20 protein-coding genes are annotated in these 25,807 nt (G+C 72.9%); 13 read left to right on the forward strand and 7 right to left on the reverse strand.

Annotated elements, in window-relative coordinates:
• Nucleotides 1–30 precede the first annotated feature (30 nt).
• Together IH09_RS19965 and IH09_RS19970 are read right to left on the reverse strand one after the other, a co-directional pair.
• Complete coding sequence (locus IH09_RS19965; protein WP_052858391.1) at nt 31–834, reverse strand: TetR family transcriptional regulator; 804 nt, start codon at nt 832–834, stop codon at nt 31–33.
• 139 nt (nt 835–973) lie between these two features.
• Nucleotides 974–2,797, reverse strand: a complete 1,824-nt coding sequence (locus IH09_RS19970; protein ID WP_052858208.1) for a 3-hydroxyacyl-CoA dehydrogenase family protein — start codon at nt 2,795–2,797, stop codon at nt 974–976.
• A 390-nt stretch (nt 2,798–3,187) separates the two neighbouring features.
• Between IH09_RS19970 and IH09_RS19975 the strand changes: the two genes are divergently transcribed.
• Nucleotides 3,188–3,889 (forward strand): HEAT repeat domain-containing protein, encoded by a 702-nt coding sequence (locus tag IH09_RS19975; protein ID WP_052858212.1) that lies wholly within the window; start codon nt 3,188–3,190, stop codon nt 3,887–3,889.
• On the opposite strand, the gene IH09_RS19980 is transcribed toward IH09_RS19975, so the two are convergent.
• Nucleotides 3,781–4,281, reverse strand: a complete 501-nt coding sequence (locus tag IH09_RS19980) for an N-acetyltransferase family protein (RefSeq protein WP_446750509.1) — start codon at nt 4,279–4,281, stop codon at nt 3,781–3,783. The genes IH09_RS19975 and IH09_RS19980 overlap by 109 nt on opposite strands.
• Before the next feature lie 402 nt (nt 4,282–4,683).
• Nucleotides 4,684–5,712, reverse strand: a complete 1,029-nt coding sequence (locus IH09_RS19985) for an Rv2578c family radical SAM protein (RefSeq protein ID WP_052858214.1) — start codon at nt 5,710–5,712, stop codon at nt 4,684–4,686.
• A gap of 155 nt (nt 5,713–5,867) precedes the next feature.
• Between IH09_RS19985 and IH09_RS19990 the strand changes: the two genes are divergently transcribed.
• The 3 genes from IH09_RS19990 (at nt 5,868) to IH09_RS20000 (ending at nt 9,856) form a co-directional block, all read left to right on the forward strand.
• Complete coding sequence (locus tag IH09_RS19990; RefSeq protein ID WP_052858217.1) at nt 5,868–6,311, forward strand: SRPBCC family protein; 444 nt, start codon at nt 5,868–5,870, stop codon at nt 6,309–6,311.
• 183 nt (nt 6,312–6,494) lie between these two features.
• Nucleotides 6,495–9,011: an ATP-binding SpoIIE family protein phosphatase gene (locus IH09_RS19995; RefSeq protein WP_052858219.1), complete on the forward strand. Its 2,517-nt coding sequence runs from the start codon at nt 6,495–6,497 to the stop codon at nt 9,009–9,011.
• Between the two features lie 53 nt (nt 9,012–9,064).
• Nucleotides 9,065–9,856 carry a class I SAM-dependent methyltransferase gene (locus tag IH09_RS20000; RefSeq protein WP_052858221.1) on the forward strand — a complete coding sequence of 264 codons (792 nt, stop codon included), beginning with the start codon at nt 9,065–9,067 and terminating at the stop codon, nt 9,854–9,856.
• Nucleotides 9,857–9,923: 67 nt separating this feature from the next.
• Here the strand turns inward: IH09_RS20000 and IH09_RS20005 are convergent, their stop codons facing one another.
• Both IH09_RS20005 and IH09_RS20010 read right to left on the reverse strand, forming a co-directional pair.
• Nucleotides 9,924–10,616: an HAD family hydrolase gene (locus IH09_RS20005; protein WP_052858223.1), complete on the reverse strand. Its 693-nt coding sequence runs from the start codon at nt 10,614–10,616 to the stop codon at nt 9,924–9,926.
• Nucleotides 10,617–10,857: 241 nt separating this feature from the next.
• Nucleotides 10,858–11,772 (reverse strand): ScbA/BarX family gamma-butyrolactone biosynthesis protein, encoded by a 915-nt coding sequence (locus IH09_RS20010; protein WP_094792504.1) that lies wholly within the window; start codon nt 11,770–11,772, stop codon nt 10,858–10,860.
• Between the two features lie 111 nt (nt 11,773–11,883).
• Between IH09_RS20010 and IH09_RS20015 the strand changes: the two genes are divergently transcribed.
• On the forward strand, nt 11,884–12,597 hold the full coding sequence (locus tag IH09_RS20015) for a ScbR family autoregulator-binding transcription factor (RefSeq protein WP_110952448.1): 714 nt from the start codon (nt 11,884–11,886) through the stop codon (nt 12,595–12,597).
• Nucleotides 12,598–13,152: 555 nt separating this feature from the next.
• On the forward strand, nt 13,153–14,409 hold the full coding sequence (locus tag IH09_RS20020; RefSeq protein ID WP_110952438.1) for a S8 family serine peptidase: 1,257 nt from the start codon (nt 13,153–13,155) through the stop codon (nt 14,407–14,409).
• 14 nt (nt 14,410–14,423) lie between these two features.
• On the opposite strand, the gene eccCa is transcribed toward IH09_RS20020, so the two are convergent.
• Nucleotides 14,424–18,374, reverse strand: coding sequence for a type VII secretion protein EccCa (gene eccCa / locus IH09_RS20025; protein ID WP_052858230.1), 3,951 nt, complete (start codon nt 18,372–18,374; stop codon nt 14,424–14,426).
• A 257-nt stretch (nt 18,375–18,631) separates the two neighbouring features.
• Between eccCa and eccD the strand changes: the two genes are divergently transcribed.
• From eccD to IH09_RS20060, 7 genes are all read left to right on the forward strand, one after another.
• Complete coding sequence (gene eccD, locus IH09_RS20030) at nt 18,632–20,026, forward strand: type VII secretion integral membrane protein EccD (protein ID WP_052858232.1); 1,395 nt, start codon at nt 18,632–18,634, stop codon at nt 20,024–20,026.
• Nucleotides 20,027–20,205: 179 nt separating this feature from the next.
• The gene (gene eccB / locus IH09_RS20035; RefSeq protein ID WP_052858233.1) at nt 20,206–21,714 is read left to right on the forward strand and encodes a type VII secretion protein EccB; all 1,509 of its coding nucleotides are present in this window, start codon (nt 20,206–20,208) and stop codon (nt 21,712–21,714) included.
• A 118-nt stretch (nt 21,715–21,832) separates the two neighbouring features.
• Nucleotides 21,833–22,144: a WXG100 family type VII secretion target gene (locus IH09_RS20040; RefSeq protein WP_052858242.1), complete on the forward strand. Its 312-nt coding sequence runs from the start codon at nt 21,833–21,835 to the stop codon at nt 22,142–22,144.
• Between the two features lie 82 nt (nt 22,145–22,226).
• Nucleotides 22,227–22,526, forward strand: coding sequence for a WXG100 family type VII secretion target (locus tag IH09_RS20045; RefSeq protein WP_052858244.1), 300 nt, complete (start codon nt 22,227–22,229; stop codon nt 22,524–22,526).
• Nucleotides 22,527–22,628: 102 nt separating this feature from the next.
• Nucleotides 22,629–23,090 carry a hypothetical protein gene (locus IH09_RS20050; RefSeq protein ID WP_052858247.1) on the forward strand — a complete coding sequence of 154 codons (462 nt, stop codon included), beginning with the start codon at nt 22,629–22,631 and terminating at the stop codon, nt 23,088–23,090.
• A 133-nt stretch (nt 23,091–23,223) separates the two neighbouring features.
• Nucleotides 23,224–25,422 (forward strand): hypothetical protein, encoded by a 2,199-nt coding sequence (locus tag IH09_RS39990; protein ID WP_240150470.1) that lies wholly within the window; start codon nt 23,224–23,226, stop codon nt 25,420–25,422.
• Nucleotides 25,313–25,675 carry a YbaB/EbfC family nucleoid-associated protein gene (locus IH09_RS20060; RefSeq protein WP_094792509.1) on the forward strand — a complete coding sequence of 121 codons (363 nt, stop codon included), beginning with the start codon at nt 25,313–25,315 and terminating at the stop codon, nt 25,673–25,675. Before IH09_RS39990 ends, IH09_RS20060 begins: the two co-directional genes overlap by 110 nt.
• Nucleotides 25,676–25,807 lie beyond the last annotated feature (132 nt).

A 25,807-nucleotide genomic window follows, 5' to 3' on the forward strand; every position in this document is an offset into this window, starting at 1 on the left:
TCACGTGGGTAACACGTGCGAGCCGGTGCGTCAGTTCCGCTCTTTGATCGCCTTGCGGATCGTGCGCATGATGTCGTCCAGCGGGGCGTCCGTCCGCGCCACCGCGACCAGCACCTGGCCCTCCCGGGAGACGGCCGCCGGGGGCTCCTCCCCGGTGGTGGCGCGGCCCACGCCGATACCGGCGCCGAAGGTGTCGCGGACGATCCCGAAGGCGTGGTCGAGCTGGGACTCGACATCGCCCTCGGCGCCGGCCCGCAGCCAGCGGCGCAGTACGTGGTTGTGCGCGGTGACCACGGCCGACGCCGCGACCTCGGCGAGCAGCGGATCGTCATCGCCCTCGTGGTGCGCGCCCTCGTCGAAGTGGCCCAGGAGATAACGGGTGAACAGCCGCTCGTAGCGGGCCACCGAGGCGATCTCGGCCTCGCGCAGGGTGGGTACCTCGCGGGTGAGGCGGTAGCGGGCCACGGACACGGCGGGGGAGGCCGCGTACATCCGCATGACTTCCTTGATGCCGCGGCAGACCGTGTCGAGGGGGTTCTCGTGCGGCGGGGCGGCGTCCAGGACGGCCTCGGCGCGGACGAGAGTGTCATCGTGGTCGGGGAAGATCGCCTCTTCCTTGGAGCGGAAGTGGCGGAAGAAGGTCCGCCGGGCCACGCCCGCGGCGGCCGCGATCTCGTCGACCGTGGTCGCCTCGTAGCCCTTGGTCGCGAACAGCTCCATGGCCGCCGCCGACAGTTCGCGGCGCATTTTGAGCCGCTGGGCGGCGGCCCGGCGGGCGCCGGGGGTGCTGGTGCCGGGGGCGTCGGACGACTGCGGGCGAGCGGGCTGGGACATGTGGGGACGGTACTGCATATTCGCACGGCACGCGGCATTCGGCGCCCTCGGCACCCCTGTGACCAGCGGCGGACCGCCGGCGGGTGCCGGCAGTCCGCCCCCTGCGTCCGCCGTCCCGGGCCGGGGGCGCCGCCCCGCGTCAGCGCCGGGCGTGCTCACGGAAGCCGCGGCCGGTCTTGCGGCCCAGGCAGCCCGCGGCGACGAGGTGTTCGAGCAGCGGCGCCGGGGCCAGCCCCGGATCGCGGAACTCGGCGTGCAGCACCCTCTCGATCGCCAGCGACACATCGAGACCGACCGCGTCCAGCAGCTCGAACGGCCCCATCGGATAGCCGCCCCCGAGCTTCATCGCGGCGTCGATGTCGTCCGGGGAGGCGTAGTGCTCCTGGACCATCTTGACCGCGTTGTTCAGGTACGGGAACAGCAGCGCGTTCACGATGAATCCGGCCCGGTCGCCGCAGTCCACCGGGTGCTTGCGGAGCGTCGCGCAGACCGCCCGCACGGTGGCGTGCGCCGCGTCGGCCGTCAGGACCGTACGCACCACCTCCACAAGCTTCATGGCGGGTGCCGGGTTGAAGAAGTGCATCCCGATGACGTCCTGCGGCCGTGCGGTGGCGCGGGCGAGGGCGATGACCGGCAGTGAGGAGGTGGTGGTGGCCAGGACGGCGCCCGGCTTGCAGACCTCGTCCAGCGTCCCGAACAGCCGTTGTTTGGCGGCCAGTTCCTCGGCCACCGCTTCGACCGCCAGATCGACGTCCGCGAAGGCGTCGAGCGAACCGGCCGGGGTGATCGCCGAGAGCGCGGTGTCCCGGGCCTCCCGGGTGAGCCGGCCCTTGGCCACGGAACGGTCCAGCGACCGGGCGATCCGGTCCTTGGCCCGCGCCGCCTTCTCCGCCCCGCGGGCGGCCAGCACCACCGTGAAGCCCGCCGTGGCGAAGACCTCGGCGATCCCGCTCGCCATCGTCCCGGACCCGGCGACCCCGACACGGCGCACCGGCCGGCCATCGGCACCGGGGCCGCCGTCCCCGGCCGGGCTCGCCGCGTCCGGTACGACGGCGGCGGTGCCGGGCGCCCGGTAGGTGTAGAAGCCGCGGCCCGACTTGCGGCCGGTCAGCCCGGCCTCGGCCAGCTGCCCCAGGATCGGCGCGGGCGCGTGCAGCCGGTCGTGGGACTGCGCGTACATCGCCTCCAGGACCGTACGGGCGGTGTCCACGCCGATCAGGTCGAGCAGCGCCAGCGGGCCCATCGGCAGTCCGCAGCCGAGCCGCATCGCGGCGTCGATGTCCTCACGGGTCGCGTATTTGGACTCGTACATCGCGGCGGCCTGGTTGAGATAGCCGAACAGCAGGCCGTCGGCGACGAATCCGGGCCGGTCGCCGACCGCGATCGGGTCCTTGCCCAGGGCGCGGGCCAGCTCCGTGACGGCGGCGACCGCGGCCGGCGCGGTGAGCACCGAGGAGACCACCTCGACCAGCTTCATGGCCGGCGCGGGGTTGAAGAAGTGCACCCCGAGCACCCGCTCGGGGTGCCGCGAATCGGCGGCCAGCCGGGTCACCGACAGTGCGTTGGTGCCGGTCGCCAGGATCGCGTCCGGCCGCACGACGGCGTCCAGCGCCGCGATGACCTGCCGTTTGAGCGCGTAGTCCTCCGGCACCACCTCGATGACGAGATCGGCGTCGGCCGCCGCCCGTACCTCGCCGGAGGTACGGAATCGGGCCAGCACCTCCTGTCGCTCCCGCTCGGTGATCCGCTCGCGTCGCACGGCGCGGGCGGTGGCCTCCGCCAGCGCGGTGACGGCCCGGCGGGCCGCGGCCGGATCGGTGTCGATGCCGATGACCTGGCGGCCCGCACGGGTCAGGACTTCGGTGATACCGGTGCCCATGGTGCCGAGACCGACGACGGCCACGGTCCCAAGTGGCAGGGGAGAGGCGCCGGTTGAGAGTGCAGGGGCGGACTGAGGGTCCATCGCGAGACTCCAGGAGGTGTTCCCCTGCGGGCAGGGGAGAAGTGACGACTGAGGAGGGGCCGCGTGGCGGGGGACCGGCAGTGAACGCGGCGCGGGCGGCGGTGGGCCGCGGAACGCCGCCGGACTGCGGGCCTCGCCGGCGGTGCGGGAGACTCGGCGGGCCCTGTCCCGGGGCCGTGCCGTGCGCTCCGTACGGAGGTCGGACGATGCGGTGCCGAACCGACTGCACCGCGTGGCGGCTGCGTCACCAGGCCGCCCGAGCGGGGGTACCACTCGTTCCAGCAGGCTAACCGGTGGGTAACCCGAGCACCAGGGGTAGGCCGGGTCATTAGGCTGTGGCGCAGGCCACGTCGCAGGAACCGGGGTGTCCCGGCGGGAGGGAAGCGGCAAATGGAAGAGGAATTCCACGAGTTGACGGACCGGGTGCGGGCCGAACTCCGCTCCCCACAGGACCTGGTCGCCTACGAGCGGCTGCTCGGACTGGCCCGGAAGAACACCCCGGCCGGCCGCGAGGAACTGGCCCAGATGCTGGTCGCCGTCGAACGCCCCCTGTGGGCCCGGGAGATCGCCGCCTTCATCCTCGGCTGCGCCGGGGACAAACGGGCCTTCGAGACGCTCGTCCTGCTGCTGAACTACCGCGACCCGGTGCGCTGCGCCACCGCCGCGCACGCCCTGGGCCGGCTCGGCGATCCGCGCACCGCCCGTGCCGCGGCCGCGCTCGCCACCAACCCGCTGCGCACCGCCTATGCGCTGCACCCCGTCCGGCTGCTCGCCGAACTCCGCGCACCGCAGTCCGTACCGGCGCTGATCGCCACCTTGGAACGGCTGCTGACCCCGCACACCCCGTACTGGCGGGTGGCGCTGGCCTGCGTCGAGGGCCTGGGCGCGCTGGGCGACCGGCGCGCCGTCCCCACCCTCGCCGCGGCCGTCGGGCATCCGCGGCTGGCCGCCGCCGCGGCGGCGTCACTGGCGCGGCTGGGGGTTCACGAGGATGTGCGCGCGGACGCCGGGGGTGACGGCGGGGACGGTGGCGCGGACGGCGCCGGGGGCCGGCGGGAGGGCCCGGCGTCCGACGCCACCGGTCGCCGGTAGCGCACCTCGGGAACGTTCACCCCCGCCACCTCGTACGCCTCTTCCGCCCCGTCCGGTACGAAGCCGGCCCGCTCGTAGAACCGCCGGGCGCGGGTGTTGCCCCGCACCACCCACAGGCACAGCGTCTCCCAGCCGGCGGCCCGCGCCCGGTCCAGCCCGGCGGTCAGCAGGGCGCGGCCGATGCCGGTGCCGGTCAGGCCGGGGGTGACGTAGAGGGCGAACAGCTCACCGGCGGCGGGCGGGTCCGCGGGCGGCTCGGCGGCGGGCGGGGCGGCACCGGGCGCATCGGAGACGCCGGGCGAACCGGGCGTATCGGAGGTGCCGGAGAGGTCGGGGTCACGGGCGGGTCCGAGCGCGGCCCAGCCGGCCACCGTGCCTTCCCGTACCGCCACCAGGTCGCACGCCTGCGGCAGACGGTGTCCGAACCGCGACCGCCGCTCCGCGGCGTCCGAACCGCGACCGCCGCTCCGCGGCGTCCCGCGCGACGCTCATGGCGTCCAGATACGCCTGCGGCATCAGCCCCGGGTACGCCGCCTGCCAGCCCTGGACCCGCACCGCCGAGACCGCGTCGATATCGGCCTCGGTCATCTCCCTTATCCGCAACGGTGGTTGCGTCCGTACACCTGTCATGCGCCTGTCCCCGTCCCCATCCCCGCTGCCGCCGTCCCGGTCCGCGCCGCTGCCCAATGGGGCCCGGCCCCGGCCTCGGTCTTGTCCGAAACGCTAGGCCGCGGGTCAACGGGTTTTCGGTGGTCGCGGACCCGGCGGCCGCCCCGGTGCGTGCGCGGAGCCGGTCAGAGCAAGGTCAGCTGGGTGGGCTCCGGGGGGACGGCGCGCGGCGGCGTCCCGTCCGCGGCAGGGGGCCGGATGCGGCGGGCTTCGCCGGGGCGGGCCGGGCCGATGCCGTACTCCGTGGCGAGCTCGTGGACCTGGCGGGTGATGGTGCGCTGGTACCACGTGGGGGCGTACGCGCCGTCCGCGTACATCCGCTCGTAGCGCCGTACCAACTGCGGGTGGTGGTGGCCCAGCCAGGCCATGAACCACTCGCGGGCGCCCGGCCGCAGATGCAGGACGAGCGGGGTGACCGAGTCGGCGCCCGCCCGCGCGATGGCCCGCACCGTGGCGCGCAGCTGGTCCGGCGCGTCCCCGAGGAAGGGGATCACCGGCGCCATCAGCACACCGCAGGGGATGCCGTGCGCGGTGAGGGTGCGCACCACGTCCAGCCGGCGCTCCGGGGCGGGGGTGCCGGGCTCGACCGTGCGCCACAGCTCGCGGTCCAGGAAGCCGACGGAGACCGAGATGCCGACCTCGGTGACCGCGGCGGCCTGCCGCAGCAGCTCCAGATCGCGCAGGATCAAGGTGCCCTTGGTCAGGATCGAGAACGGGTTGGCGTGGTCGCGCAGCGCCGCGATGATGCCGGGCAGGAGTCCGTACCGTCCTTCCGCACGCTGATAGCAGTCGACGTTGGTGCCCATCGCTATGTGCTCACCGCGCCAGCGCGGCGCGGCCAGCTCGCGGCGGAGCAGCTCGGCGGCGTTGACCTTCACCACGATCTGGGAGTCGAAGCCGAGACCGGTGTCCAGGTCGAGATAGCTGTGCGTCTTGCGTGCGAAGCAGTACACGCAGGCGTGGCTGCATCCGCGGTAGGGGTTGACGGTCCATTCGAACGGCATCCGGGAGGCGCCCGGTACGCGGTTCACGATCGAGCGGGCGCGCACCTCGTGGAAGGTGATCCCCCGGAATTCGGGGGTGTCGACCGTCCGGCTGACGACGTCCGTGCCGAACAGTGCGGCGCGGCTTTCGTCAAGATTGTCCCAGCGCATCGGGTCTCCTCCTCAGTACTGCCGAGTCCCCTTAATCGATAATAGAACAGATGTTCGCTTAGTGCCCATCGGCCCGATTTTGGCGCGCCGCCCAGTGGTGGTTGGCTTGGCGGCACAAGGCAGGACCGGCAGCCGAGTACTGGAGGAAGACGCACATGGGTCAGGTCGAGGCCACCACACAGCGCGAGATCGCGGCGGACCCGGAGGACGTGTTCGACGCGCTCGCCGACTACAGCGGCACGCGCCGGCAGCTGCTGCCCGAGCACTTCAGCGAGTACGAGGTCAGGGAGGGCGGCGACGGCAAGGGCACCGTCGTCCACTGGAAGCTCCAGGCCACCAGCAAGCGGATCCGCGACTGCCTGCTGGAGGTGGACGAGCCGACCGACGGCCAGCTCGTGGAGAAGGACCGCAACTCCTCCATGGTGACCACCTGGGTCGTCACCCCGGCGGGTGAGCAGCGCGCCCAGGTCGTCGTCACCACCACCTGGAACGGCGCGGGCGGCATCGGCGGCTTCTTCGAGAAGACCTTCGCCCCCAAGGGCCTCGGCCGCATCTACGACGCGATTCTCGCCAACCTCGCCGCCCACATGGAGAAGTGAGCCCCGCACCGGCGCACCGGCCGGCCCGCCCCGGGCGTGGCCACCGCCGCATCCGGGGCGCGTGGGCGGCCGGGCCAATGCGCCCGCGCACGACCTCTTCGGCCAATGCCGCCCACGCCACCGCTCCATGGCCCTACGGTGGGACCGGTGGTGCCGGACCGGTGCACGAAGGAGCAACCGCCCATGGAGCGTGGCCCGTCGCACGGTGACGACACGGCCGGCGCGGCACCCACGGTGCCCGTGCCCAGGGAGGCCGTGCCCGGACGGCTGCCGCTCGCCGTCGTGGTGGTGGACGCGGCCGGCCGGATCTCCCACTGGAGCAGCGGCGCGCGCAGGCTCTTCGGGCCCTCCCGCCAGGAAGCGGTGGGCGCGGCCGCCGTCGATCTGATGCCGGTCACCGGCGCCCTCGGCGACCGGGAGTGGGACGAGCCCCCCGATGGCGCTGGCGCTGCCGCTGCTGACGATGACGTGCCAGATGCAGGCCCGGGGGCTTTGCCCGGCGGCGGCGCGGCCTACCCGACCGCGGGCCGGGCCCGGATGGCCGGCGCCGGGTCCGCCCCGGTGGACCTGCTGTGGTGGGCGTACCCCCTGATCGGACCGGGCACGGAACGGACGCTCGTACTCGCCGCGGACGCCGCGCAACTGCACGGACCGGGCGACGACGGGAGCGGCCGGCCCGGCGCGGGGAGCGAGCGGTTCACCCCGGCCTTCGCCCGGCACACCGACTTACCCGACGCCGCGGAGCTGGCCCGGCGGCTGCCGGAGATCCTGCCGAGCATGAACCCCCTGGACAGCGCCCGGATCGTCTCCCAGGTGCTGGAACTGGGCTATCCGGTACTGGAGATCAGCCGGCACGAGCGGTTCCCGGTGACCCCGGACTGGGGTGTGCCGCGCCGTGTCGAGCGGCGTACGCGGCTGCTGCGCGCGGCGAGCGCGGTGGCCGACGATCCGCGGGCCGCCGCCGCGGCCGCCGCCGAGCTGGCCTCGGACCTCGAATACGCCGCCGTCCGCGAGCGGCTGGAGTTCCTCAACGAGGTCAGCGGGCGGATCGGCACCTCGCTCGATCTGGCCCGCACGATTCAGGAAGTCAGTGCCGCCGTCGTACCGCGCTTCACCGACGTCGCCGGCACCTATCTGCGCGAACAGGTCGTCGCCGGCGAGGGATTCCCCGACGGGCCGCCGGACGCCACGACCCTGTGGCACCGGGTCGCCGTCGAGCACAACGACGAGCCGGGGCGCTGGGACGACGTCGTCCCGGTCGGCGAGTCGATGCCCTTCCCCGTCCAGACACCGTTCTTCCAGTGCATGACCACCGGACAGCCGGTCCTGGTGCCGCGGATCAGCGACGACATGGGCAACGCCATCGCCGCGCAGTTCGAGAAGCGGGACATCAGCCCGCTGATCAACCGGCGGTCGCTGCTGGTCGTCCCGCTCAAGGCGCGCAACGTGGTGCTCGGCTTCATGATCCTGCTGCGCCATCCGGAGCGTACGGAATTCAACGACATGGACCGGGTGACCGGCGCCGAACTCGCCGCCCGCGCCGGGCTCGTGCTGGACAACGCCCGGATGTACACCTTCCAGGAGAACGTCGCCGAGACGCTCCAGGACAGCATGCTGCCGCATATCGCACCGCGGATGGCCGGCTGCGACACCGCGACCCGCTATCTGCCGGGCACCCGCCTGGGCCGGGTCGGCGGCGACTGGTTCGACACCATCAAGCTGCCCGGCTCGCGCACCGCGCTGGTCGTCGGCGACGTCATGGGCCACGGCCTCAACTCGGCCGCGATGATGGGCCAGCTGCGCACCGCCGTCCAGACCATGGCGGCCATCGACATGCACCCCGCACAACTGCTGCGCAGCCTGGACGACCTCGCCCAGCGGCTCGGCGACAGCTACCTCGCGACCTGTCTGTACGCGGTCTACGACCCGATCGGACAGCGGCTGACGATCGCCAACGCCGGGCACATCCCGCCGGTGCTGGTCCGCGCCGTGGACGGCCGCAGCGAGCTCCTGGAACTCCCCACGGGCGCGCCGATCGGCGTCGGCGGGGTGCCGTTCGAGGCGGTGACGGTGCCGGTCGCGGCCGGCGACCGCCTGGTGCTGTGCACGGACGGCCTGGTGGAGGTGCGCGGCGAGGACATCGGCGTGGGCCTCGCGGCGCTCGCCGAATCCGCCGCGCACCCCGCCGCCTCCATGGACGACGCCTGCGACGCCATCATCCGGGCGCTGAACGTCCAGGACGACCGGAAGGACGATGTGGCGCTGCTGATGGCGCGGCTCAACGGCATCGCGCCGGACGCCGTCGCCGAATGGCGCCTGGCGATCGACCCCCGGGAGGTCGGCCGGGCCAGAGCGCTGGTGGGCCGCCGGCTCGCCGACTGGGGGCTGGACTCCTCGGCCGAGCCCGCCGCGCTGATGGTCAGCGAGGTCGTCACCAACGCCGTACGGCATGCCCACACCCGGCAGGTGGTGCTGCGCCTGGTCCGTACGGACGCCCTGCTGTGCGAGGTCTCGGACGACGACCACGCCCTGCCGCAACTGCTGAACGCGGGCGCCGACGACGAGTTCGGGCGCGGGCTGCGGGTGGTGAGCCGGCTGGCGCGGGAGTGGGGTACGAGCCGGACGGACACCGGCAAGACCGTCTGGTTCGAGCTGTCCCTGCCGAACACCCGGCGTACCCGGGGCCCGCACGCCGGGTGACGGATCCGGCGCCCCTCTTGCGGGCCGCGCACCGGCGGGCGTAGCAAGGGGCCATGAGCGCTGCGAGTCCCTTCACGAGCCCCTCCGCGCAGGCGTGGGAGGGCTTCTGGCGCGCCGCGCCGACCGGTGCGGGCGAGGTCTTCTGGGACGCCGACCCCGCCCTGGCCGTGCAGCTCCATCTGCCGCTCTTCGAAGGGCACTTCGACCCAGGGCTGCCGGTGGTCGACCTGGGGTGCGGCAACGGCACCCAGACGCGCCATCTCGCCGGCCGCTACGCGCGCGTCGTCGGCATCGACCTCGCCGGCGCGGCGATCGGCCGCGCACGGGCCGAGGACGTCCACGGCACGGCCGAATTCCGCTGCCTGGACGCCACCGACCCGGACGCGATGCGTGCCCTGCACGCTGAACTGGGCGATGCTCACCTCTATCTGCGGGGCGTCCTGCACCAGTGCGCGCCCGGCGACCGGGCGCGCATCGTGGCGAACATCGCCGTACTGCTGGGCACCCGAGGGCGGGTCTTCGCGGTCGAACCGGCCGCCTCGGCCAAGGACGTTCTGCGGTCCCTCGCGCAGAGCCCCACCGGACCGCCCGCGAAGCTGCGCGCGGTCCTCTCGCACGGCATCTCACCCGGTGACATGGCCGATACGGCCGTCCCGGGACTGCTCGCCGCCCAGGGGCTGCGCGTCGTCGCGAGCGGCCGGCTGCCGCTGGCGACCACCGAGTACCGCCCCGACGGATCGCGCATCGAGATCCCCACGAACTGGCTGGTGGCAGCGGCGGCCGGCGGATCGGCCGGGCCGGTCCGCCGCCCCGGTCCCGGGGCCGGCCGCCTCCCCTCCAGGTAGCCGGTCGCGGGGTGCCCGCGGTGGCCCCCGGCGCCGCCGGCGCTCCGGCGGCGCCCGGGGCGGCGGGTCAGCGGGACACCTGGCGGGGGATGCGGTTGCCCGCCCAGCCGCTGACCCGCGGTTCGTCCAGTGAACGTACCCACAGGTCGACCAGGGCGGTGACCTGTTCGCCCGGCCAGGGGCCGACTCCGATGACCCGCAGGCCGGCGCGGGCCGCGGACTGGATACCGCAGTGCGAATCCTCGACGGCGAGGGTGTCGGCGGGTGCGGTGCCGCACTGCCGGGCGGCGGTGAGGTAGACGTCCGGATGGGGTTTGGGTCGGATGACGTCGTCGGGTACCACGATGTGGTCGAAGTGGCTGAGGAGGCCGGCGGTGGCGAGGCTGGCCTCGACGACCTCTCTGGGGCAGTTGCTGGCGATGGCGAGCGGGGCGAACTTGCTCACCGCCACGACGAGTTCCCGGGCGCCAGGCATGGTGACGGGGTGGTCGGCGGCCAGCGTGCGGAAATGTCTGAGGAGCCGGGCGGTGAGCTCGTCGCCGAGTTCGGGGTGTCCGGCTTCACGGGCCATCAGGTGTCCGCATTCGGTGTAGTGCAGGCCCTTGGCGCGTTCCGCGAATCCGGGGTCGGGGGTGAACCCGAACTCTTCCAGGGTGATTTCCCGTGCGTCCTGCCAATGGCGCTCGGTGTCCATCAGGGTGCCGTCGCAGTCGAAGACGACGGCGGCCGGGGTCCAGGAAAGGATGCGATGAGAGGTCATCTTTCTTCTTTCCGTTCTGGAGTGCCCGGAAAGCGGCAGATCTTGACGTCGCGACGGTGCGGGGCGCGGTCGGCGTGCCGGTTCATCCGCTGTCGGGCAGGTGCGATTCCCGGCGGGCGCAGCCTTGTAGGAAGAGGCTTTCTCGGGCGACCGCCGAAGAACATAACGATCGCTACGTTAGAAACGCGGAGTTGGTGTAGTCAAGGGAATCTATTTAGTTGCTATCGTGTGTTTAGAGGTCTTATCGGTATTGGAGGGTTCCGAAGGCTTTCTGTTCGCCCCCCTGAAATACGCGGAAAACGCAGGTCCCGTGATGTGGCACGCACAGGACGCGGGCGGGCGGACTGAATTCGGTGAACCGCACCGCTCTCAGCCGTCCGGCCGTGGGGCGCAGCAGGGTGCCGTGACTCTCCAGGGCCGCGGCCTGCCGGGCCGCTTCCAGCAGCACCATGCCCGGCACATGATCCGTGGCGTGGTCGAAGAAGAACGGATGCTTCGGATCGACCGGTTCCACCAGGAGGGTGCCGCCGTCGAGCCCGATCACGATGTCGCGCGGATCGGCCACCGCCGGTCCGGTGGCCTCCGGGCGCACCCGGACAGCCGTTCGCGAGGTGCGCCGGACGGTGGTCACGGCCCCGCGCAGCACGGTGTACCGGCGCGCGTCGAGAAAGCGCGCGCCGCCCCCGGCGCGGGCGAAGGCCGTACCGCCGGCCAGGAAGGTCACCTCCAGCCGGAGCCCGGTGACGGCGCCGTCGGCCCCGGTGCGTATCTCGCTCACACCGGTCAGGCAGGTGACATCGGTGGCGGCGGAAGCGGCGCGCGGTTCCGCCGCCGGGGTGAGGGCGAAGAACAGATCGGTGATGAGCAGATGCGCGGTCGCGGGCACGCCGAAATACCGCAGCGGGAGATAGATGCCGAGCTGGCGCAGGGTTTCCACGACGATCAGCGGACTGTGCAGGTCCGCACCGTCCCGGGGGAATGTGGGATGGGACCGGGGCCAGGACGCCGCGGCCTCGAAGCTGCCGTCACCGGTCCGCCGTACGTCGGTGAGGAGTACCTCCGCCAAGGAGGTGCGGTGCACCATTTCGCGTGCGACGGTGCGTGACCAGCTCAGCGGCCGGAGTTCCCCGGCGGTCTCGCCGACCGAAGTGTTCATGCAATAAGAAGAACCCAGTTCCGGTGTCCGCGCACGCCCGTCCCGTCGCGGGCGTGGGGGCGAGCCACTACATTGCCTGCTGTCGGCGACCGAGCGGTATCCGGGGTGAATGTGCAGGTACGGGCGAGGACCACGCGAAGGTCTCTGCTGGAGACGGCGGCGCGACTGTTCGACGAGCGGGGGTATGCCGGCACCAGTATCAGCGATATCAGTACCCGGTCCGGCCGTACCAGCGGGGCCATCTATTTCCATTACGCCAGCAAGGAGAATCTGGCGCTCGCCATTGTCGAGGAGCATTTCGCGACCTGGCCGGAGCTGATCGCCCGCCATCGGGCGGCCCGCCTGCCCGCGCTGGACACGCTGGTCGCGCTGAGCTTCGATGTGGCCCGCGCCTTCCGCGACGATGTCGTCATCCGGGCCGGCTCCCGTCTCTGGATGGAGCGCAAGGCCATCGACGCCGCACTGCCGACACCGTTCGTCGGCTGGACCGCGACCGTCACCGAACTCCTCGAAGAGGCCCGCGCGGAGGGCACGCTCGCCGCCGCGATCGACCCCGGAACGGCCGCGCACGGCGTCGTCTGCGCCTTCTTCGGGCTGCACACCGTCGCCGACGCGCTGGACGGCCGCAGCTGCATCGAGGAGCGGCTGCACGGTCTGTGGCTGCTGCTTCTGGCCGCGCTCCAGGCCGACCCCGCACCGGCCGCGCTGCTCAGCCGCGTCCACGACCGGGCGGGCGCCGCCGAGCAGTGCCGGCCCGCTCGCCCGGCCGGCACCGGAACGGCCCGGAGCGGCCTCGCGGCCGTCGGCGCCGCGCGGGCGAAGTAGCCCCGGCCGTCACTACGGGGTGAAGTGGTCCCGGCCATCGCCACGGGGCGAAGTAGCCCTGGCCATCGCCACGGGGTGAATCGGCCCCGGCCGCCGCCACGGGGTGAAGTCGCCCCGGCCGTCACCACGGAGGGACGGGGGAGGAGAGCACGGCGGGAATGTTCCGGTATTTCTCCGCCACGGGCCCCGGACGGAGAAGCGGCCTGCAGGGGAAAGTCGGGGGAATCCCGGGAAAGGGGCCGGCGTTCACCCACCGTTTCCCGTACGGATATCGAGATTTCGGCATTCCGGCATTTTGGGATTTCGGATGTCCGCCGTTTCGTGGATCTCCTGAGTTCGGAGCACCGGCGAGCCGAGGAGCCGAAGGCAGGGGAAGGGCGGGAGCGCCGCCGCACGGCGCATTCGCGGGCGCGGGGTTCACCCGGACGGCCGACCGGCGGCGCGGCGGCCGCGTCGGACTGCGTCGGACCGGGTCCGGCCGGGTGACCTGCGGTGCCGTTCGCGGGGCTGCGTATGATCGCGAACGCGGGGCGCTGTGGGGACGACTGATGGGGTGTGGACGTGCGAAACCGCCAACTGCCGTTGCAGCGTGGGGTCACGGTGGCGATCGGCGCTCTCGGGTGCACGGTACTGCTGGCCGGGGGAACGGCAGGGGCCCGGCCGGTGGCGGGTGTGCCGGTGGCCCGGGTCGCGGCGGCGGGGGGCGGGACGGTGCTGCCGCAGATCCCGGACGGGCCGGTCGCGGAGGGCAAGTGCACCAAGGAGTCGGCGCGCACGATCTCCCAGACCCCCTGGGCCCAGAAGGCGCTCGGCCTGTCGGAGGTACGGCCGCTGAGCCAGGGCGGCGGGGTGACCGTCGGCGTCGTGGACACCGGTCTCGACGCGGGCGTCGCGGCGCTCAAGGGACGCGCGTCGGGCGGCGGGGGCAAGGACTGCGCGGGGCACGGCACGTTCGTCGCGGGGATCGTGGCGGGGGCCGCGCAGGACGGTGTCGGGTTCGCCGGCGTCGCGCCGCGGGCCCGGGTGCTGGGGGAGACCGTGAGCGGTGCGGACGCCGGGGCGCTGGCCGGCGGTATCGAGGACGCGGTGGCCGGCGGCGCCAAGGTCGTGCTGGTCGCGGCGAGCGCGACGGAGTCCGACGCGCGGTTGCAGACGGCGGTCGACAAGGCCGCGGCCAAGGACGTGCTCGTCATCGCCGGGGCCACGGCCGGGGACAAGGGTGCGCAGGCGTACCCGGGGGGACTGCCCGGGGTGCTCAGCGTGGCGGCCGTGGGGGTCGACGGGAAACCATATCCGGGCCGTACGGGCGGGCAGTCCACCGGTGCGTCGCTGCCGCGGGTGGACCTGACGGCGCCGGGGGACCGGGTGGTCAGCGTGGGTCCCGGCGGCGGCCACTTCACCGGCGGCGGGGACTCGGTGGCGGCGGCCTTCGTCGCGGGCACCGCCGCACTGGTGCGCGCGCACGACCCCGGGCTGTCCGCGGCCCAGGTCGCCGACCGGCTGCGGGCGACGGCGGCGCGCGGGCCCGGGGCGGTCCCGGACGCCCGGTTCGGGTACGGACTGGTGGACCCGCCCGGCGCGGTGGGCGCGGTCTCCGCCGCCGCGTCCGGCACGGGCGCGCGGACCCGTACGGAGAGCGCCCCCGCGCTGGACGGGACCTACCGGGTGCCGGAGCAGCCGCCTGCCACCTCGCCGGCCGTGGCCTGGGCGGTCGTGGGTGTTGCCGCCCTCGTATCCCTGCTGGTGGGCGGCGCGGCGCTGGTGATCCCGCGCGGCCGGGCGCGCGGTTGGCGCCCCGGCCGCCTCGGCTAGGGGCCTCCCGCCCCTCAGCCGTCCTCGGCCAGCTGCGCCGTCTGGACCTGGATCTGGCGCCTGCGGGCGACCCACAGGGCGCGGCCCGGCGGGTACTCGCGGGGCTTGACGTTGCCGAGGATCAGGCCCTCGGAGGCCGGGCAGGAGAACACGACGCTCGGGGTGTTCGCCTCCACCAGGCGGCGCAGCAGCGGATCGCTCAGGGCGCGGCCGATGCCGGAGGACGACCGGGAGACGATCAGGTGCAGGCCCAGCTCGGTGCCCTGGCTGAGGAGTTCGAGCACCGGGCCGAAGGGGCTCTCGGATCCGTAGCCGCTGCCGGAGACCAGGTCGTAGTCGTCGACGAGGAGGAAGACCTGCGGGCCGTCCCACCAGTCGCGCTTGCGCAGGCGGTCCGGGGTGATCTCGGGGCCGGGTATCCGCGGCTGCATCGCCCCGGCGGCGGCCAGCATCATCTCGCGGGTGGCGTCCGCGGAGACCGCGTAGCCCAGGCGGTACTCCTCGGGGACCGCGTCGTACAGCTCGCGGCGGACGTCGACCATGGCGATCAGCGCCTCCTCGCTGGTGTGTGTGGCGACGATCGAGCGGGCGATGTGCCGCAGGAGGTTGGTCTTGCCGCTCTCCGTGTCGCCGATGACCAGCAGGTGCGGTGACGCGTCGAAGTCGTGCCAGAAGGGCGCGAGTTCGTTCTCCTCCACACCGAGCGGGACCCGGCGCCCCTCGGCGGCGGGCAGTTCGGCCGCGGGGAAGGCGGCGGGGAGCATCCGCACGGCCGGGGCGCCCGGTCCGTCCCACGCCTCGCGGACGGCGGCGACCAGGGCCTTGGTGCCGTCGGACAGGTCGGCGACCGCGCCGCTTCCGTCCATGCGGGGGAGCGCGGTCAGGAAGTGGTAGGAGTCCTCGGACAGGCCGCGGCCCGCGACGCGCGGTACCTCCTGTGCCTTGCGCATGCCGATGAGGGAGTCGACCGGGTCGCCCAGGCGCAGCTCGAACTTGGTGCCGATCTGGTCGCGCAGTGCCGGCTGCATCTCGGCCCAGCGCGGGGACGCCACGATGAGGTGGATGCCGTAGTTGAGGCCGCGGGCGGCCAGCTGGACGACGGTCTGGGTGAGGTCGTAGAAGTCCTCGCGCAGGGTGGACCAGCCGTCGATGACGAGGAAGGCGTCCCCGAAGGGCTCCTCGGCGAACTCGCCCGCCGCGCGCCGGGTGCGGTAGTCGGCCATGGAGTCCACGCCCTGCTCGGCGAAGGCCAGTTCCCGGCGGGCGAGCAGTGAGGTGATCTCGCCGATGGTGCGGGCCAGCCGCTCGGGGTGCAGCCGTCCGGTGACCGTGCCGACGTGCGGCAGATCGGTCAGCGAGGTGAGCGTGCCGCCGCCGAAGTCCAGACAGTAGAACTGCACTTCGCGTGGGGTGTGGGTGAGGGCCAGGGCGGTGATCAGGCTGCGCAGCAGGGTGCTCTTGCCGCTCTGCGGACCGCCCGCGATGCCCACATGGCCGCCGGCGCCGCCGAGGTCGGCCAGCAGCGGGTCGCGACGCTGGTCGAAGGGGCGGTCGATGACGCCGACGGGCACCTTCAGGCCGCCGCGGACGGTGCCGTACCCGTCGAGCCGGACGGTGCCAGGCGGGAGGAGTTCGTCCAGTGACGGCGGGGTGCCCAGCGGGGGCAGCCAGATGGGGTGGGCCTCGGGGCCCGCCTCGTGCAGCCGCTCGATGGCGACCTGGAGCAGGCTCGCCGACTCGGTCTCCTCCTCCGCGGGCCGCGGGAGGTCGGGCACGACGGGGTGGGCGGGCGGTACGTAGCCGGAGCGGTAGGGCACCACGGCGCCGGTGCCGGTCGCCGCCTGGGGGGTGCGGCGTTTGGCCCGGTAGGCGCCGGAGACGTACGCGGCCTTGAAGCGGGTGAGCGTGGCCTGGTCGCTCTTGAGGTAGCCGTTGCCGGGGGCGGACGGCAGCTGGTGGGCGTCGGGGACGCCGAGGACGCCGCGGCTCTCCATCGCGGAGAACGTCCGCAGGCCGATGCGGTAGGAAAGGTGCGATTCCAGCTGGTGCACCCGGCCCTCGTCCAGGCGCTGGGAGGCCAGCAGCAGATGAACGCCCAGGCTGCGGCCCAGCCGCCCGATCATCACGAACAGGTCCATGAAGTCGCGGTGCGCGGCGAGCAGTTCGCTGAACTCGTCGACGACGACGAACAGGGACGGCAGCGGTGCCAGCGCGGCGCCGGCCGTCCGGGCCTTCTCGTAATCGAGTACGGAGCTGAAGTTGCCGGCGCTGCGCAGCAGTTCCTGACGGCGGATCAGTTCGCCGTGCAGGGCGTCCTGCATACGGGTCACCAGCGCGGCCTCGTCGGCGAGGTTGGTGATGACGGCGGAGGTGTGCGGCAGCTGCTCCATGCCCAGGAAGGTGGCGCCGCCCTTGAAGTCGACCAGGACGAGGTTGAGCACCTCGGAGGAGTGGGTGAGCGCCAGCGCGGCCACCAGGGTGCGCAGCAGCTCGCTCTTGCCGGAGCCGGTGGCGCCGATGAGCATGCCGTGCGGGCCCATGCCGTTCTGCGCGGACTCCTTGATGTCCAGCTCGACGGGCGAACCGTCGGCGGCGATGCCGATCGGGACCCGCAGCCGGTCGCGCTCGCCGGGGCCGCGGTGCTCCCACAGGCGGGGCAGTTCGTGGGCGCGCAGGTCGGTGACGCCCAGCAGGGTGGTGAGTTCGAAGTCGGTGGTCAGCGGTTCGGTGATCTCGCTGGTCACGCTCATCCGGTACGGGGCGATCAGCCGGGCCAGCGGACCGGCGCGCAGGACGCTCAGCGCGTCCGGGCGGCCCAGCTCGGTGAGCTGCTCACGGCCGTTGCGGTCCTGGCCGACGACCTGGAGCAGACCGGGCGCGACATCGAGGCCCAGGGCGTGCGGACCCGGCTCCCAGGGGAGTGCGCCGCTGACGTCGATGACGACGCAGTTGCGGAAACCACCGCCACCCAGCCGCGAATTGGCGTGAATGTCCGGTCCGTCCAGAACGATGACGGTGAACGGTTCGTCCTTGGAGGGTGCCGCCTGCGGGTCGAAGCGGGTGCGCTCGCCGAACTCCTCGCCCAGCAGCTCCTCCAGCTCCGTCGCGCTGTCCGCGATCAGCCGCCGCTGGCCCGCACCGTCCTGCTGGGTGGGGTGCTGGGCGTGCGGCAGCCACTTGGTCCACTCCCACAGCGGGCGCTGCGGGTCGCCGACGCACAGCGCGACGCGCAGTTCCTCGGCTGCGTGGAAGACGGCGAGCTGGCCCAGGACGGCGCGCACCATGGCCCGCCCGGCGTCGGCGTCACCGCGCAGCTGGACCAGCGCGTAGCCGCGCAGGTGGATGGCGATGGGCTGGTCGGCGACGGAGGTGTAGGCGCGGATGAAACGGCGCAGGGCGTGCGCGGCGAGCGGTTCGAGGTCCTCGACCGGCTTGGTCTGTACGGGGGCCAGCCGCATCGCCAGCCGCTGTTCGCCGACCGCCAGGCGCACCTCGGCGAAGTCCCCGTGCGCGGCCCGCCGCTCCCACAGCCGGGAGGTGCGGACCACCGACCACAGGGCGGCCGGATCGGGGTTGCGCCAGGCGTGCGCGTCCCGTTGGCGGACCACGACCTCCCGTACGCGCCGCCGGTTCTGGCCGAGGTAGCGCAGATAGTCGCGGCGGTCACCGCTGAGCCGGGCCTTGCGTTCGCCGGCGCCGCGCACCAGCTGGCCGACGAGCATCGCCGCCGAACTCAGCAGCATCATGCCGCCGACGAGATACATGAAGACATTGCTGCCGCCACCGGGGCGCAGGACCATCAGCACCATGCCGCTGGAGGCGATGGCCATGGGCAGGTACGTCAGCATCGCGGCGGCGCTGCCGGTGCGTTCCGGGAGCGTCGGCGGCTCTTGCAGTTCGAGCTCGCCGCCCGCCGGCTCCGGGCCCGGACGGCGGGGTGGGCGGCGGAACAGAAGCAGGCTCAACGCGCCAGTCCTCTCGGTCGGTGGCCGGACCGCGGCGACGCCGGGGCAGGCCGATACGGGCGGGCCGATAGCCGTCGCACCGGATGATGTCATGCCTGGTCAAGTGCCGTGAGCTTACGCAGTTTTGCGTTTGTGATCGCATGCGCCTATTGCTCAACAAGATTGGTAAACAAACATAACCATCTCTGATACTTTCTCTCCAGCCCCACCCGTTTCATGGTCCGCGTATCGCGGATCACCGGGAGAGTGACCACTGCGTGAGCAACACCATCACTGCCGAGCTGAGCAGGCTCGTCGTCAAGGCGCCAGAACGCACCTTTGAGATAGCCGTACCGGCCGATGTGCCGCTCGCCGAACTGATGCCCTCGCTCGTGCACTACGCGGCTCCCGAGGGAGCCGACCTCGACGAGAGCGGTCTGGAACACGGCGGCTGGGTGGTGCAGCGGCTCGGCGCCGACGCCCTCGACGAGGACGCGACACCGGCGGAACTGGGCCTGCGCGACGGCGAGACGCTCTATCTGCGGCCGCGCCGCGAACAGCTGCCGCCCGTCCACTTCGACGATCTGGTCGACGGCGTGGCCGTCGGCATGCGCGAGCGTGCCGACCTGTGGCGCCCCGAACTGACCCGCCGTCTCCTGCTCGGCGTCGCCGCCGCCGTACTCGCCGCGGGCTTCGCCGCCCTCGCCTCCGCGCACGCCCCGCTCCTCCAGACGGCGGCCGCCGCGGGCACCGCCGTCCTGCTGCTCCTCGGCGCCGCCGCGGCCTCCCGCGCCGTCGGCGACAGCGCCGCGGGCACGGTGCTCGGCGTCGCCGTCGTCCCCTACCTCGCCCTGGCGGGCTGGCTGTTGCCGACCGGTCCGGAGGGGCCCGAACTGATCGGCGCCCGGCTGCTGGCCGCCTCGGCCGCGGCGGCCGGCGGTGCCGTGCTCGCCGTCGCCACCGTCGCCGCGGCGGCCCCGCTGTTCTGCGGCCTCCTCCTGGTGAGCCTGCTGGGCGCGCTGACCGGGGTGCTCGGCCTGACCGCGGGGCTCACCCTGGCCGCGGCGGCCGGCCCGGTGGCCGTACTCGCCGTACTCCTCGGCGCGTTCGTCCCCATGCTCTCCTTCCGGCTCGCGGGCCTGCGGCTGCCGCCGCTGCCCACCAACGCCGAACAGCTCCAGGAGGGCATCGAACCGCTCTCCTCCCGCGACGTGCTGGACCGCACCGCCATCGCGGACCGCTATATGACCGGGCTCTACGCCGGGACCGGCGCGGTGTGCGCCGCCAGCCTGACCGCCCTGTCGACCGGCGGCGGCTGGCCGCCCTTCGCCCTCGGCGGCGTCCTGAGCCTGCTGCTCGTCCTGCACGGCCGGGCGATGAACGGCGCCTGGCAGCGGCTCTCCGCCGTCCTGCCGGGCGTGTACGGCGGGGTACTCCTGATGCTGGCGGGGATCTGGGAGGGCGGCACCGCCGCCCGCTGCACGGTCCTCGCGTTCTCCCTGGTCGCCGGGGCCGCCCTCGTCGGCGCCGCCTGGAGCATCCCCGGACGCCGGCTGATCCCGTACTGGGGCCGCGCCGCCGACCTGCTGCACTCGCTCGCCGCCGCGGCGCTGATCCCCCTGGTCCTCGTCGACCTCGGAGTGCTGTCGGCCCTGCGCGGGCTGTGGAGCTGAGACGGCGATGCGCCACCCGCCGCCGTAACCGGCCCCGGGACCGGGGCCGAACGGCGCACGGGAAGGCCACACCACCACGACACGGCAGGGCGAGCACGAGACCCGGCCGCACCACGAAGACACACAACCCGTCGGAATACGCACAATCCGTCAACTGACGGGCAGGGGTGGGGAGAGGGATGCAGTCCAGGCGGGACCAGGTCCAGGCTTATACGTTCGTGGTCGGGCGGCTGACCACGGGCATGCTGGCGGCCGACCCGGACGCCCTGGACCCGCCCATGAGCCGCACCCGGCGCGGCGCGACGACGGGCCTGATCATCGGCGTGCTGCTCTGTGTCGGCTTCCTCATCTTCGGGATGATCTCCCCGGGGGAGTCCACCGCCTGGCGCAAGCCCGGCACCCTCATCATGGAGAAGGAGACCGGGGCCCGTTACGTCTTCGGCGGCGGGGTGCTGCGCCCGGTCGTCAACTACGCCTCCGGCAAGCTGGTGACCGGCGGCCAGGGCGAGATGCTGAGCGTGGGCCGCGCGTCCCTGGCCGATGTGCCGCGCGGCGCGCCCATCGGCATTCCCGGCGCCCCCGACTCCCTGCCCGACTCCGCCGGGCTCTCCGACCACGCCTGGCAGGTGTGCGCCACCTCCCGCACGGCCGCCGACGGCTCCACCGAATCCACCACCACCGTCGGGGTGGCGGCCGCCGCCACCACCCCGGCGCTCCGGAGCGACCAGGCGCTGCCGGCGACCGGCCCGGACGGTGTCACCTACCTGCTGTGGCAGGGCAAGCGGCTGCGGCTGGACTCCGCCCACGGCGCATTGCAGTCCCTCGGCTACGGCACCGCCGACCCCGTACGGGTGGGCAGCGCGTTCCTCGCCGCCGTCCCCGCCGGGCCCGATCTCGCACCGCAGGAGGTCGAGGGGCGCGGCGAGACGGGCCCGCAACTCGCCGGTGAGAAGCGCCGGGTGGGCCAGCTCTTCGACGTCCGCACCCCCGGCAGCCCCGACCAGCACTACCTGCTGGGCCGCGACGGGCTCCACCCGCTCACCGTCACCGGCGCCCAGCTGCTGCACGGCGATCCGCGTACCGCCAAGGACGCCTACGGCGGCAAGGAGGCGGCCGCCACCGTGCTGGGCCCCGACGAGGTCAGGGCGCACCTCGCACCCAAGGGCGGCGCCGGACCGGCCGCCGGACTGCCCGCCGCACCGCCGAAGGCCGTGACACGCCAGGCGGGCACGGTCCCCTGTCTGCGGGTCACCCCGCAGGGCGGTACGCCCGACCAGCAGCTCACACAGGTGCCGGTGCGGTACGCGGTCGGGCAGCCGGCCGCCGAGCGCGACGGTGTCACGGCCGGCTGCCCGGCCCCCGAACTCATCGGCGCGCGCCCCGGCTTCGGCGTCCTGGCCGAACCGCTGCCCTCCGGCGCGGGCTCCGGGACCCTCTACCTGGTCACCGGCGAAGGCGTCAAGTACCCGCTGGCCTCCGCCGATGCGGCCAAGCGGCTCTCCTACGACGGGGTCAAGCCCGTACGGCTGCCGTCCGCGCTGCTGCGGCTGCTGCCGACGGGACCGGCCCTCGATCCGGCGCGGGCGGCCCGGCCGGCGGACGCGGGCCCGGCCGCCAAGCCGGACCCGGGCTGTGCCAACGCCGCGGCGGCCGGCAAGGGCGTGCAGAAGGGCGGGACGCCCGGATGAGCGCGGACACCGACCGCCGGACCCGGCCCGCACGGGGCCGCACCACAGACCCGGAAGGCGGGAGCACCTCTCCCGGCGTCCGGTACGAGATCCGACACGAAGCAAAGGTGTGAGCGTCATGGTCGACAGGATGCGCAGTACCGAACACGCGATGAACGTGGGCAGGGATGCCATCAGCGAGGCGGAAGCCTCGTGCCGGAAGATCTACACCGATGTCACGACCAACCAGCAGAACCTCAGCGGCGGCTGGACCGGTGCCGCGTCGACCGGCTTCGGTGCCTCGATCTCCGAGTGGCTCGTGCAGCTGAAGGCGCTGGGCCAGAGCATGGACGAGATGGGCGTGCAGCTCGGCGGCACCCGGCACGAGTTCACGGCGAACGAGGAAGAAGCGGTCCACAAGTCCAACTGGGTCCAGCGGGTGAACCGCTGACCGGCACCGCCCGGCTGAACGGACGCACCGGACCTCCCGGGCGCCCCATGTGTGACGACCAGATCCGAGGGAGTACGAGCAGATGACCGACTTCAGCGTTCAGTACGGCGTGGTCGACGAGGCGCGGCAGTACATGATTCAGCAGACCAACGCCATCGCGACCGCCATCGAGGACCTGCACACCAAAGTCAAGGTGGTGCTCAGCGAGCTGGACGGCGAGACCGCCGGCGCGTACGACGCCAAGCACCGTGAATGGCTCGCCAAGGTCGAGGACATGCGGACCACGCTCACCGCGGGCCACCTGGTCCTCGGCGATATCCACGCCGGTTACAAGACCACCGACACCCGCGAGGGCAACCGCTGGATGTCGCTGCGCGCCTGACCCCGGTCCCGGCGGTGCGGGCGGGGCGGTCTCCCCGCCCGCACCGTAGCCCCGCGGCGGACAACGTTCCGCTCTCGTCCCCGGTTTGTGGAGGCAGACACCATGGCGAGCAATGACAAGACGACGTTCACGAAGCAGACGCTTCAGAATTACCGCGATTCGCCCGAGTACCTGAACGGGCTGCAAACGGGCGCGAACGCCGCGCTGTACGACCTCGTGGGATTCCAGGAGGAATACGGCAAACTGCTGCCCGGTGGACCGTCTTTCGGGGCCGCGGTGGAGCTTCAGAAGTCGCTGCTGGCGGTCGACACCTCGGTCAAGGAGCAGCTGGACACCGCCTACAACCTCTTCAACAAGATGGTCGTCATGCTCCGGGACACCAGCACGTCGATGACCGAGATGGAGGACTCCACGGCCCAGCTCTCGGTCGAGCAGCTCAGGAAGCTCATCGGCGGAGCGCTCCAGCCGACCACCCCGCCGGCCACGACTCCGCCCGGTACGACTCCGCCGGGTACGACTCCGCCGGCCACGACCCCGCCCCCCACCACCGAGCCGCCGAGCTAGCGCGATGTGACGCACCGGACCGATCCGTCGGTCACCGGCCGGTTTCCCCGGCCACCGACCGGTTCGCCGGTCAATGCACGGTCCGCAGCGCGGCGGACCTTCGGATCCGATCCGCGGGAGAAGGAGAACGACGGTGGCAGACCCCACTCGTTGGCACGAGCTGATGGCTGTCTTCGCCAACTCGGGGCAGAAGGGCGCCAGCGGGCTGCTCGTCACGGTCCCCAGTCCGGAGGAGGTGACGGCGCCACGCTGGACACGTGCCTACTGGAACTACTGGGCGGCGTTCCCCTGGACCGCGATGAAGACCTGGAAGTACTCCGACGGCAAGTTCTTCACGCTCCAGCGGCAGGCGGGCATCGGCCTGGCCGACGGTGAGAACGACCTCGACCGCGAGGGCGGCCCCTGGCCGAACTTCAACATGGGCAGCGCCCATCTGCTGGGCGCCCTGGGCGGGGCCGGCACCAACACCACCAGCCTGCCCAGCTTCGCCGAGGCCAGAAGGCAGCTCACGGCCGCCATCACCTTCTTCCACACCTGGCAGCCGAAGCTGGAGAAGTGGCAGAAGGACCTCGGTGAGCCGTCCCAGGGCTGGGAGGGCTCGGCCGCCGGCGCGTTCGCCGGGATCCTGGGGAAGCTCTCCAATGCGTACAAGGACATCCTGAGCTTCACCGGCGATACGGCGGGCACGTCCAAGAGCGGCTATCTGTACGAGCTGGAGCAGGCCGAGACGGGGCTGCGGACCGCCCTCACCTCCATGTGGAAGGCATACGACGGCTGGCAGCAGGACCCCACGTTCTCGCCCGCCGGGGCCATCGAGTCGTACATCAAGAACCTCACCGTGGACCAGGTCTCCGCCGAGAAGGACCGGGTCGGCAAGCTCATCCACAGCACCGAAGGCGAGGTCGGCTACGTCGACCGGCAGGCCACCTGGGACACGGTCGAGGCCAAGGCCAAGGCCATCTGGGCGAAGACCGTCGCGGACAAGCTCGACAGTGAGGTGCCGGCGATCGTCGCGGCTCTGAACACGGCGTACCGCACCTCCGCACTGGGGCTCAGGCCGCTGCCGCAGAGCATCCAGGAGGCCCTGGCGAGCGGCGGATACACCGTCACCACTCCGCCGCCGAACGGCGGCGGGGGCGACAAGGACGGTCCGCCCGGCGGTACCGGAGGCGACACCCCGCCGCCCGGCACCGGGGGAGACACCCCGCCCGGTGGTACCGGAGGAGACACTCCGCCCGGTGGTACCGGGGGAGACACCCCGCCGCCCGGGCAGACGGGTGACGGCCCGCCGCCCCCCGGGCAGACGGGTGACGGCCCGCCGCCGCCCGGATCGACCGGCGACGGCCCCCCGCCGACCGGCTTCCCGCCGCCCGGCCAGACCAAGCCGGACGGCAAGGGCGACAAGGGCAAGGGCCCGGACGGCAAGAACCCCGACGGCACCGACCTGAAGAAGCCGCCGCCGTTCAACCCCAACGACCTCCCGCCCGGCCAGACGCCCCCGGACAAGAACGGCACGGACCACAAGGGCCAGGACAAGAACCATCAGCCACCGCCCGTGCTGCCTCCGCCGTTCCGGCCTCCGGGCCAGACGCCGCCGGGCGCGGGCCCGGGTACGGGGTCGAACAAGAACTCCTGGGACCACCGCAACCAGTACCAGCCCCCGGACCTGCACGACTTCACCGGTCCCGGCAGCACCCACTACAAGAACCACGACTGGACGCTGCCGCCCGGTACCGAGGCCGACAACCGGAGCCGGGCGAACCACGCCCCGCCGGGGCAGACCGACCTCTCGCGCTACGAGCCGTACAAACCCGAGGACTACAAGGGCGACAACGGCCCGCAGACCTCCTCGACGGGCACCGGCTACTCCTCCGGCTCCGGCGGATCGTCCGACGGCACCGACGGCCTGTCGCTGGACAGCAACGGCAACCTGGTGCGCAGCGGCACGGGCGGAACGGGGGGCGGTTCCGGTACGAGCGGCGGCGGCGCCGGCTCGCAGATGCCGTACATGCCGCCGATGGGCGGTATGGGCGGCGGGGGCGGTGGCGGCGGCAAGGAAGGCCAGGAGCGCGAGCGCACCACCTGGCTGTCAGAGGACGAGGAAGTGTGGGGCACGGACCCGGATCTGGCACCGATGGTGCTGGGCCGCCCGACCCCCGAAGACACACGTGGCGGAGGCTACCGTGAGCAGCAACCCCTTCCAGGCACGGCTGGACGAGGCCATGGTCCAGCTGGAACAGGCCCGCGAACAGGCACACCGAACCCAGCAGGCCCTCGCGGAGGTCAGCGCGACGGCCACGTCCCGGGATCGTATGGTCAGCGCAACGGTTGACGCACAGGGCGCGGTGACGGGGCTGAAGTTCCACAGCACCCGCTACCGCTCCATGGCGGCGGCGGAGCTGTCCGCCGCCCTGCTCGACACGATCCGGCAGGCACAGGACGAGGCCACCGCGCAGGTGTCGCAGCTCCTTCAGCCGGTGATGCCGGGCGGGCTGGACCTCGGTGACGCGCTGGGCGGGCGCGGGGACCTGTCCGAGATGCTGGACGCGTTCACGCACGGTTCGCTGCCGGGACAGCGCGGCTGAGACCGGCGGGGCAGCGGGGACGGGCAGCGGGTCGAGAGACCGGGGGGACGCCGTACGGAGGCGCCCCCCGGGCCCGGTCGGCGGAGTCCGCCCCACACATCGTCAGAGGCAGTGACAAGAGAGGAGTACGGC

It is taken from the genome of Streptomyces celluloflavus (assembly GCA_000720995.1).
Classification (GTDB): Bacteria; Actinomycetota; Actinomycetes; order Streptomycetales; family Streptomycetaceae; genus Streptomyces; species Streptomyces celluloflavus.

Coding starts and splice junctions, on each gene's coding strand:
- IH09_RS19990 (WP_052858217.1), top strand. CDS start 5,868: ATGGGTCAGGTCGAGGCCACCACACAGCGCGAGATCGCGGCGGACCCG.
- eccB (WP_052858233.1), top strand. CDS start 20,206: ATGCAGTCCAGGCGGGACCAGGTCCAGGCTTATACGTTCGTGGTCGGG.
- IH09_RS20005 (WP_052858223.1), bottom strand. CDS start 10,616: ATGACCTCTCATCGCATCCTTTCCTGGACCCCGGCCGCCGTCGTCTTC.
- IH09_RS19975 (WP_052858212.1), top strand. CDS start 3,188: ATGGAAGAGGAATTCCACGAGTTGACGGACCGGGTGCGGGCCGAACTC.
- IH09_RS20010 (WP_094792504.1), bottom strand. CDS start 11,772: ATGAACACTTCGGTCGGCGAGACCGCCGGGGAACTCCGGCCGCTGAGC.
- IH09_RS19965 (WP_052858391.1), bottom strand. CDS start 834: ATGTCCCAGCCCGCTCGCCCGCAGTCGTCCGACGCCCCCGGCACCAGC.
- IH09_RS20000 (WP_052858221.1), top strand. CDS start 9,065: ATGAGCGCTGCGAGTCCCTTCACGAGCCCCTCCGCGCAGGCGTGGGAG.
- IH09_RS19985 (WP_052858214.1), bottom strand. CDS start 5,712: ATGCGCTGGGACAATCTTGACGAAAGCCGCGCCGCACTGTTCGGCACG.
- IH09_RS20045 (WP_052858244.1), top strand. CDS start 22,227: ATGACCGACTTCAGCGTTCAGTACGGCGTGGTCGACGAGGCGCGGCAG.
- IH09_RS20060 (WP_094792509.1), top strand. CDS start 25,313: ATGGTCCAGCTGGAACAGGCCCGCGAACAGGCACACCGAACCCAGCAG.
- IH09_RS20050 (WP_052858247.1), top strand. CDS start 22,629: ATGGCGAGCAATGACAAGACGACGTTCACGAAGCAGACGCTTCAGAAT.
- IH09_RS19970 (WP_052858208.1), bottom strand. CDS start 2,797: ATGGACCCTCAGTCCGCCCCTGCACTCTCAACCGGCGCCTCTCCCCTG.
- IH09_RS20040 (WP_052858242.1), top strand. CDS start 21,833: ATGGTCGACAGGATGCGCAGTACCGAACACGCGATGAACGTGGGCAGG.
- IH09_RS19995 (WP_052858219.1), top strand. CDS start 6,495: ATGGAGCGTGGCCCGTCGCACGGTGACGACACGGCCGGCGCGGCACCC.